Below are 9,206 nucleotides of genomic sequence, written 5' to 3'. Positions count from 1 at the left end.
TCACGATAGGCTGAAATTGTGTTTGGGTTCTCATTTCAATCATCACTCAAAAACGGCTACTCCCACAAGGCAACCTGCGTGCTGTATCCTTAGAAATGGTTCCTGTTCTAGACATTCCGTCTGCACTCTGTCATGCTGGATATGAGCAAAAACCGGTTGCAGTCATGAATTCGGGAGACGATAGAAATGAGTCATCACACAGAGAATCATTCCCCCAACAAAAACCATTCTGTGTCACGCAGAACCTTTCTGCGCGAGGCCGGTACGGTGACCGCGGCGGGGCTGGCTGTGGCGCCTGTTGTCTGGGCCGGTGGTGGAAACAAGGCTGATACGTTGCGCGTCGGTCTGATTGGTTGTGGCTCCCGCGGTTCCGGTGCCGCCGTCAATGCCATGCAGGCCGATCCGAATACGCAACTTGTGGCGCTGGCCGATGTCTTTGAAGACAAATTGAAAGCGAGTGCGGATCGGATTAAAAAATCGATCGGCGACCAGTATGCCGTCGAGCCGAGTCAGGAATTCGTCGGCTTCGATGCCTGTGAAAAGTTATTAAGTACCGACGTCGATGTCGTGTTGCTGACCACGCCCCCGCATTTTCGTCCCGCCCATCTGAAACGCGCCATCGAAGCCGGCAAACATGTCTTTGCCGAAAAGCCGGTGGCCGTGGACGCACCGGGAGTGCGCTCGGTGATGGAGACCTGCCGACTGGCAAAGCAGAAACGGCTGTCGATCATGTCGGGCCTGATGCTGCGTTACAGTAAAGCCATGCAGGAAACGGTCACCCGCATTCATGGCGGTCAACTTGGTAAGATCGTGACCCTGCAGACCAATTACAACATTAATGGACTCTGGTCACATCCCCGCAAGCCAGAATGGAGTGACATGGAATGGCAGCTGCGCAACTGGTACTACTTCACCTGGCTCTCGGGGGGCCAACTGGTGGAACAGCACGTACATGGTCTCGACCTGATGTCCTGGGTCATGCAGAATGAATATCCCGTCAAATGTTTCGGGTTGGGGGGCAGGCAGTCGCGTACCGATCCACTCTACGGCCACATCTTTGATCATCATGCCATCTGTTATGAATACAGCGGCGGACAACGTTGTTTTGCGTATTGTCGCCAGCAGGATGGCACGGACATCGACACGTCTCAACTGGTGTTCGGCGAAAAGGGAACCGCCGATTTGAATCGGAATACGCTCAGCGGAGCGGAAACCTGGCGTTACAGCCGGGCCCGCGGCCGCGATAAAAATGGGATGCAGGATCTGCCGTACGTGCAGGAACACGCGGCCCTGTTCAACAGCATTCGAACCGACTCGCCAGTTAACAATGGTGAGTATGCTGCGAAAAGTTCGCTGATGGCCATCATGGGACGCATGGCTTCTTTTACCGGGAAAAACATCACCTGGGAACAGGCCTGGAATTCCCAGGAAGATCTCACGCCAGCCGAGTACACATTCGGACCGTTAAAAGTCTCTTCCGTCGCCTTGCCCGGCAAGACCCGATTTTTTTAAACGGCAAGCGTGAACAGGGACAGAGATCCGTTTTGTCAGTCATTTTGAATTGCGTCAACAATCTGTCACCATCAAAGCGATTCAATAAACGCTACCTGGCGGAAGACCATTGCCACCTCAGACTTCCCGATCGGCGGCGTCCATACCCATACGTGTGGCGCGGAGGGCGCTTTGTGAGGCGTGCATGGGCATTTCGGTTTTGTCGATTTTTGCCAGGTTTTTATTCAAGATGCGCGCAAAGGTGGCGAGCAGAGTGGCTTTGTCGTCATCGAAGCCGCCGTGACTGCGGGAGGTGGAATGTGAAATCGAACCTTCGTCGTTTGTATTCGGCGCGCGAACCCAGTCCACCGTTTTTCGCTTCAGAAGTTTCTGGAGGTCCGGATCCTGGACAATGAATTTCTCCATGCCCAGGATCGGTTCTCCATCACGGAGCAGGGGGACCCGTGCCTTTTCTTCAAACGCGTTAGAGACGAGATACAGGAGCGATTTATGATAAATGTTCGCGCAATGATCATCCTGTTCGGTTTTGTCAGTCAGTGTGAACAGAGCGATTTTTTCAAGGCCGCCTGTTTCCAGGGCGGGCTGATAAGTCTCTTTGAATAGCTGCACGGTACACGCCGGCGCCCATAAGGTGCAGGTTGAGACGGACAGACCCAGTCCGGTTCGTCCTTTCATGGGGCCGACTTTGATTTTGCCTTTGCTGGTGAGCAACTGCACGAGTGGTGCCAGGAAAATGGAGCCGGCACTGTGACCGGCGCTGTGTAGTTCGATTGAGGGATCATCCTTCAGCAGTTTTTCCAGATGGGAGGACATTTTCCGGACGCCCCCTTTCGCGCTGGTGGAAGCGGCCAGTGCGTTCTCTTTCATTTCGTCCCACTGGGCTTTGCCGGAGAGCTGACGGGCCAGCGGTTCCAGGGCGTCATCGAGCCGATCAAGCATGAAGTCTTTCGCCATATCCAGCAGACCTTCCGTGCGGCGTTGCTTCAAGGCGTCTTTGATGATGTTTGTGAGCGTGGTCCAATAATCGGTTTTCCAGATGAACGCCAGCGGATAAATCTCGGCTTTCAGCAGCACCTGGCGGTAGTCGGCCACGCGCTGGATGGCGGATTTTTCGTCTGTCAAGCCGCCATGCGCATAGAGCAGAATGCGTTTTTTCTTCCAGTTGGCGGTGATGCGGGGGATGTCCTCTTCGAAGATCATGCGGACGGCGGCGTCCGATGTTCCGTAGGTACCCGTCTCGCGGAGTTCGCCGTCGTTGCCGATACTGATGATGTGCGGTCGCAGATCGTGGAACGTGTAACCCACGCTCGAAGTTGCCACTTCCGCGTTGGCCCGCGCGATCGCGCCCGGGGCCTGCATCTGAATGGGAACGCCGAGCCGTGCGACCCAGACGTCGGTTCCGTTCTCCAGCCAGTCACCATAGGTGATCCTGGCGAAGCCGCCCGCGCCCCAGTCATCCGACCAGGAATTCTGAATCCAGAAACCCTGATCATCGTAGCCTACGATTGCAAACGCGTGGCCGCCGATGCTCTTTGACCGATGTGGAATCAGCCCGTTTGATCGAACCTCGTTCCATCCTTCGTGCACGATGGATGTGGCATACAGGCAGCCGACCTCCGTGATCGCGCAATGCATGGCGACCAGATCACGATGATTCACCCGAAAATAAGCGCCCAGCGGACGTCGTGTCGAATCGGTGGCCCGCTCCGGTGTCAGATTGGGATCGTTGCGACCGGCGCGGTAAGGCCAGAGTTGTTCGCTGCATACGCCGTGCTTGTGCCAGCCTTTCATGGCGCCGCGCGCGCTGGAACCGGAATAATCTTCACCGGGCCATTCGTCGTAGCGCTTGGCCATTTCATAAAGCATTCTGGGGCTGATGGAAGTGGCATCGGGAACCGTTTTTCTGGTCACGAGCAGATAATGCACGACCGAGGCCAGACCAAAACCGGTGCAGGCCCCTTCGACACCCTGATCGAGGATGGGAATGTTCAACTGCTGATAATGGGCAAGGGGGAGTTCCGTGGGGACTTCCGTCAGAGTGGGGACGAACATCTGATCGCGGAAGTCGAGTGTGTCGGGACGGGCATCCAGAGTTCGCTCTGACAACGGGACGGGTTTTGTTTTTTTTCTGGCCATTTTTAAGACGAGCCTCTTTATTCATGGTGAAAAATTGTTATCCGCAATGTAGTCGCCTGTATTGATTTTCCGACATAAACAGCAGTGAGTAACAGAAGTGGATGTGTACTGATTGTCGTTAGTGTAAATAAATATCTTACAGGCTGGAATTTGTCGATCAAGCAGAATTTCTAAAAATCATCAGAGAGAACGAGGGGGGAGGGAATTGAGTATGGCAGGTACTGGATGCAGATCAACGGGTTCCGGTGCATGTCCCTGCTCATTTCTGATTGGCTGAGATAGGTGGTAGACAGGCAGGGCGTCTGTCCGTTACTGGAGTGTAGAACGATTTGTACTTGTGGCTGATTTTGAAATGAGTTCTGTCTTTGACCGCAGGGTGCCTGATCTTGAAAAAGCGGGAATTAATTCAAAGGCACAGTTTGCTTTCGTCAGATCGGCCGATTATACTGACCTGTTCATAGGTTCTGAGTAATCTACCGACTGCCAGCAATTTAGAGAATTGACTTCGCGACCGTCAGGGTGGAAAATACAGACAGAGAGATTGTAGTTTGCCGGGCCACACACATTTACTACTGAATATGACCTCAACACAACAGCATCAATCAGGTCAAGAGAATCACTTCAAGGGAGTTATCGATGCGTAAATATGTACCGGATTCCAGGTTATCATCTCGTGGTGGATTTACTCTGATTGAGTTGCTGGTGGTGATGGCCATTATCGCGATCCTGGCTGCTTTGCTGTTGCCTGCGATCCAGCGGGCAAGGGAAGCCGCCCGTCGTACTCAGTGCATCAATAACCTGAAACAAATCAGTCTGGCGGCCCATAATTATGCGAGTTCGTTTCGCAGTTTTCCGGCGGGTTGGATTGAAGCTATGCCCGTTGACGCAAACGGAAACCAGACCGCTGGCCCATCGAATGCCAATGTTGCATTCAGTGAAGATATTCTGATCCCCGTTGATGCTGTCGATGCGAATAACAACCCCGTCTCTAAATACCGTCTGCTGGAGTGGGAACTCTCTCCCTGGTGGGGCTGGCAGGCGCTGTTGCTGGGTGAGATGAATCAGGCAAATGTCAATGTCGATTTTGAGAGTTCCAAATTTTCTACTGACAGTAAAGCCGCCAGCACGGTTGCGATCGACAGTTATGTCTGTCCGAGTGCGGCGCTGCCTTCAAATCGCCCGCGTGGCTTAGGGCTTTCCTTCTATCGCGGAGTCGGGGGTGCCCTGACGGGTTATTCGAGTTTGAGCCCCTACAGCGGAACTTATAAGGGGGGCATATTTGGTGGGAATAGCGGCACCAAGTTTCGTGATATCCCTGATGGAGAATCAAACACACTCTTGTTTGGTGAAGCCGCCTTTGGTTTCTGGGCAGACAGTCACAGTGCAGTGGCAGGTGCCGTGGTGGCTTCGGATGGTAGCTCAACCTTCCATGCCGGTAAGAATTTTGACGGCACACCCTATCATGGTGGTAGCCAAGGTTCTCCCTATCATCTTACTTTCGGTTCCTGGCACGACGATGTGATTCATTTTGCCGTCGCCGATGGTTCCACAAAGTCGATGGCGAAAAATATTGATTACAATCTCTTTCGTCAGCTTTGTGTCCGAAACGATGGCGAACGAATGACAGGGGAATGGTAAGCTGAGTGGGGTAAACGTCGTTTACCGCAGCAGCGAGCGTTCTGTCACTGTTTGAGGGAACGCTCTAACCGCCTGTCAGGCGCGTTCAAACGGGAAGGCAATTACTTCCTGCAGAGTCTGTTTTCCCAGCGCCAGCATGATCAGGCGATCCAGGCCCAGCGCGGTGCCGGCACAGGCGGGCAAGCCGACGTCCATTGCCTGCAGGAGATAACTTTCCCCGGGTAATGTGGGACGGTTTTCTTTCAACCGCAGTACGGATTGATGTTCGATGCGTTTGCGCAGCTCATGCGGGTCGGTCAGTTCATGATAGCCGTTACAGAGTTCAATGCCCTGCAGATAAAGTTCAAATCGCTCAGCCACTTCCATCGCGCCGTCTGAGCGAATGCAGGCTAAGGCGGCCTGTGCGGGAGGATAGTCATACAGAAATACGGCACCCCACTCGCGGAGTGCCGGTTCGACGAGTTCTACCAGCAGTAAATTCTGCCAGCTTAAACGGTCGGCCAGATCGAATCCGGTCGGGACTGAAATTTGATGTTGCAGTGCCGTCTGTTGAAACTGCTCTGCGGTCGCATTCAAAGCAGAGAGGCCGACATATTTCTGAAACGCCTCTTCGTAACTGAAACGTGCAAAGTGACCGGCGGGGAGCGGCGGTCGTGTATGCTGGTCGGAAACCGCAGCGGCGACAGTATAAATGTGCCGGACGAGGGCTTCGACAAACGTCATCTGATCGTGATGTGTTTCATCCCGCCGATACCATTCCAGCATGCTGAATTCCGGGTTGTGCAGCGTGCCCCGTTCGGCCTGTCGAAACGCGTGCGTGATCTGATAAATCTGGTCCGCGCCTGCCGTCAATAAACGTTTCATGGCGAACTCGGGTGAAGTTTGCAGATAACGGGTTGCTTCGGGGCCGCTTTGATCGTTGCAGGTGCCCTCGGAAGAATGCCATTCGGCTGTAAAAGGATCGATGTAGGCATCGACGACGGAATCCCGGGAGAGCAGCGGCGTTTCGACTTCCCAGTAACCCTTGTTTTCAAAGAAAGCACGGACTGCCTGCATCAGACGGCTGCGGTGTTTCAACGTTTCGATGGAAGCTGTGGGGAGGTAGTCAGATGAGTCGGGAACGGACTGATTCATGATCAGAGAAGCGGTTTCCATAAGAAGGGGACGGAAAATTAATCGTTGCTGTCTGCATACCGTTTGCGAAGGACTTCGATTCGTTTGCGGTTGGCTCCCAGATCGGAGTACCCCACGCGAGAAGCAGATCGAACCTGTATCACATTCTGACGGGAATCGATCAGGAACTCAACATCATCCACAAAACGAAATCCGAGGGAACGAAATTCTGCATGCAGATAATCTGCTTCCTGCTTGACAATATGGCACCCCCGCTGCCGACTGAGGATCTCGACTAAACGCTGCCGGGCCTGTTCGGCCGATCCGGAATAGCGGATCGGTTCAATCGAATGCGTCGGGGATTCACACTGCGAACAGACACAGTTCGGTGATTCAGGGCAGGCGCGTAACTGCTGGTTGACGAGGCCCAGGTCTGCCGGGGGATGAGTGAGGTAGTTCCCCAGCACGATCGCAAGATAAGCAACCAATAAAAAAGCGACGCACCAGAAAAGAATCATCTTCCTCATCCGCCTCCGGTTTAACCTGGTTTGGTGATCAACGGCTATTGGTCTTCATCCCGATCGAATTCATAAAGATCATGTGAATCTTCTTCCCGCAGTGAATCAGCCTCATCATGATGGGCTCGAGCACAGTGCTTTAACTGTTCTTCGAGTAATTGTAACTCTTCCTCTTCGGCTGACAACAGTTCCAGCTGTTCACGGATTCCGTTAACCGCGTTCAGGGTTTCACCCAGAGATTCGTCATCTTCATAAACTGCCTGCGTTTGCTCTGTCTGAGCTTCGGAATGTGTAAGTTCATTTTCCTCTGCCAGAGTTTCCTTAGTCTGATTTGATTCTGGGGATTTTCTGCTGGGGAATAATTTATGGGATTCTTTACCGGCGCGCAGTAACTGGGCTATCGCTGCAATAGTGACAGCCAGGGTGGCCCATTTCATGATTCCCAGCCGATTGATTCCCCAGATGGAATCGGCGAAAACGATGATGGTTAATATCACACAGGCGCCAGTCAACACGCCTTTGAGCCACAAATCCGTCCGCTGATGCTTCATGGAATGCCGGGCAATCGCCATCCGCGCGGAATAGTTGGCCACATCCCGGAAGGAGTTCAAAGCGTCCCGTACCGCGTCTTTATCCTGTGCATGAGTCGGTGCTTTTTTGAGGGCTTCCAGTTTTTCTTCGATCGAGAGATTCGCAGGTGTAACCTGAGAATTCAGGAGACTGCTGGTCAGCAGGGTTGAACCATGTACGTTCTGGGCTTTTGATTCCGATACTGGTTTTGCTGAGGACGAAGCGGGTTTATGTGCAGCCGAAGCCGATGACGGGGGCCCTGGTTTCCCGCCACGGGAACGTTCGAGTAATTTTTCCATATAAGCGGCGATGGAGTCTGGATCATCTGCATTGTCCGCCACGCAGGGCTCTTGTTTCTCATCGGCGTTTTCTGCATCCTCTGTATTTTCTCCGGCAGCGGAGACTTGTTCAGCTACATTTTCAGAATCGCTTGTTTCCGGATCTGTTTTTTTTGTGAATAAATCGAGTAAGCTTCCTGTTTTTACCTGTGGCTTCTCATGCGAGGTCTGTTCGGCTGTCGCTTCCTCTGATGGTTGATTCAAGAATGACTGCAGCAAAGAACCTGATGCCTGGGATGTTTTTGCTGCAGGCCCGCCCTGGGACTCCGTTTCTGCTACATCTGTCTCCCCCGCGAACGGCTGCAATCCGACATCCGCAATCAGTTGTTCCCGCTCGGCTAATTGCTGTTCACGAATCTGGATAATCCGCTCCCGATCCTCGAGCTCTCCCTGATCCTTTTGGACCTGCAGCCGTTGCGATTCGAGGTTATCTCTTTGACGGGCGATCTCTTCCCGATCAATCTTCAGTTGATCATGATCCAGAGACAGTTTCTCTTTTTCCCTGGCCAGTTCATCGAGGTCAGGCTGCCGATCTGCTTCCAGATGATCCTGTCCGGGCAAGTCCAGTTCCCGTGCGCGAAGTTGTTCTTCACGAATTTGCAGCTCTGCCTGCTTTTGTTCCAGTTCTGCCTGCAGGCGATCCAGCGTTTCTTTTTGTTCAGAGAAATCTTCCTGGTCAACGGCCGCCGATTCCTGGCTGAGTAAGAGTGCGGCGGTTTTTTCTGATTCAGCTTCCTGCTTCGAGATTAATGCGGCCAGTTCCTGTTCTCTGCATGTCAGTTGTTCCTCACGTTCCTCGAGCTGCTGTTTTTGCAGATCGAGTTCGGTCTGATACTGTTCCAGCCCGGCCTGTTGTTCGGCAAGTTGTTCGCGGTCTGTTTCGAGGATCGCTCGTGCCTGTTCTGCTTCTGCATCATGGGCGGCTTGCGAAGTCTGTTCTGCTTCGAACGTGGACTGCTGCGTATTTAACTTTTCGCGTAATTTCTCCAGCTCCGCTTGCGATGAATTCAGTTGTTCTTCGCGTTCATCGAGTTGCTGTTTTTGCAGATTGAGTTCAGTCTGATACTGTTCCAGCCCCGCCTGTTGTTCTGTAAGTTGTTCTCGGTCTGCTTCCAGTTCCGCACGTACGCCGTCAAATTCAGTTTGGTCGGCCGCTTTGGAAGACTGCTGCTCGTTTAATTCTTTACGTAATGCATCCAGTTCCGATTCGCGTTCTGCCAGTTGTTGCTGTTGCAGATCGAGTTCAGTCTGATACTGTTCCAGTCCGGCCTGTTGCTCTGCGAGTTGTTCTCGTTCTGCTTCCAGTTCTGCACGTACGCCGTCAATTTCAGTTTGGTCGGCCGCTTTGGAAGACTGCTGCTCGTTTAATTCTTTACGTAAT

The 9,206-nt window shown here is 53.0% G+C and carries 6 protein-coding genes; 2 read left to right on the top strand and 4 right to left on the bottom strand.

The window, feature by feature from the left end; genetic code table 11:
* The first annotated feature begins 186 nt into the window (after window positions 1-186).
* On the top strand, window positions 187-1,512 hold the full coding sequence (locus Q0294_RS21245) for a Gfo/Idh/MocA family oxidoreductase (protein ID WP_299469452.1): 1,326 nt from the start codon (window positions 187-189) through the stop codon (window positions 1,510-1,512).
* A gap of 117 nt (window positions 1,513-1,629) precedes the next feature.
* Here Q0294_RS21245 and Q0294_RS21240 read toward each other — a convergent pair whose 3' ends face one another.
* Complete coding sequence (locus tag Q0294_RS21240; RefSeq protein WP_299469450.1) at window positions 1,630-3,648, bottom strand: C1 family peptidase; 2,019 nt, start codon at window positions 3,646-3,648, stop codon at window positions 1,630-1,632.
* A 636-nt stretch (window positions 3,649-4,284) separates the two neighbouring features.
* On the opposite strand from Q0294_RS21240, the gene Q0294_RS21235 reads away from it, so the two are divergent.
* On the top strand, window positions 4,285-5,286 hold the full coding sequence (locus Q0294_RS21235; RefSeq protein ID WP_299469448.1) for a DUF1559 domain-containing protein: 1,002 nt from the start codon (window positions 4,285-4,287) through the stop codon (window positions 5,284-5,286).
* Window positions 5,287-5,361: 75 nt separating this feature from the next.
* On the opposite strand, the gene epmA is transcribed toward Q0294_RS21235, so the two are convergent.
* The 3 genes from epmA to Q0294_RS21220 form a co-directional block, all read right to left on the bottom strand.
* Window positions 5,362-6,420 carry an EF-P lysine aminoacylase EpmA gene (gene epmA / locus Q0294_RS21230; RefSeq protein WP_299469446.1) on the bottom strand — a complete coding sequence of 353 codons (1,059 nt, stop codon included), beginning with the start codon at window positions 6,418-6,420 and terminating at the stop codon, window positions 5,362-5,364.
* Window positions 6,421-6,458: 38 nt separating this feature from the next.
* Complete coding sequence (locus tag Q0294_RS21225; RefSeq protein WP_299469444.1) at window positions 6,459-6,926, bottom strand: DUF1499 domain-containing protein; 468 nt, start codon at window positions 6,924-6,926, stop codon at window positions 6,459-6,461.
* A 35-nt stretch (window positions 6,927-6,961) separates the two neighbouring features.
* On the bottom strand, window positions 6,962-9,206 hold a 2,245-nt coding region (locus Q0294_RS21220), incomplete at its 5' end, for a hypothetical protein (protein ID WP_299469443.1).

Source organism: uncultured Gimesia sp. (assembly GCF_937919775.1).
Taxonomy (GTDB): domain Bacteria; phylum Planctomycetota; class Planctomycetia; order Planctomycetales; family Planctomycetaceae; genus Gimesia.
This window is presented reverse-complemented; position numbering and strand designations above follow the sequence as displayed.

Coding starts and splice junctions, on each gene's coding strand:
- Q0294_RS21235 (WP_299469448.1), top strand. CDS start 4,285: ATGCGTAAATATGTACCGGATTCCAGGTTATCATCTCGTGGTGGATTT.
- Q0294_RS21225 (WP_299469444.1), bottom strand. CDS start 6,926: ATGAGGAAGATGATTCTTTTCTGGTGCGTCGCTTTTTTATTGGTTGCT.
- epmA (WP_299469446.1), bottom strand. CDS start 6,420: ATGAATCAGTCCGTTCCCGACTCATCTGACTACCTCCCCACAGCTTCC.
- Q0294_RS21240 (WP_299469450.1), bottom strand. CDS start 3,648: ATGGCCAGAAAAAAAACAAAACCCGTCCCGTTGTCAGAGCGAACTCTG.
- Q0294_RS21245 (WP_299469452.1), top strand. CDS start 187: ATGAGTCATCACACAGAGAATCATTCCCCCAACAAAAACCATTCTGTG.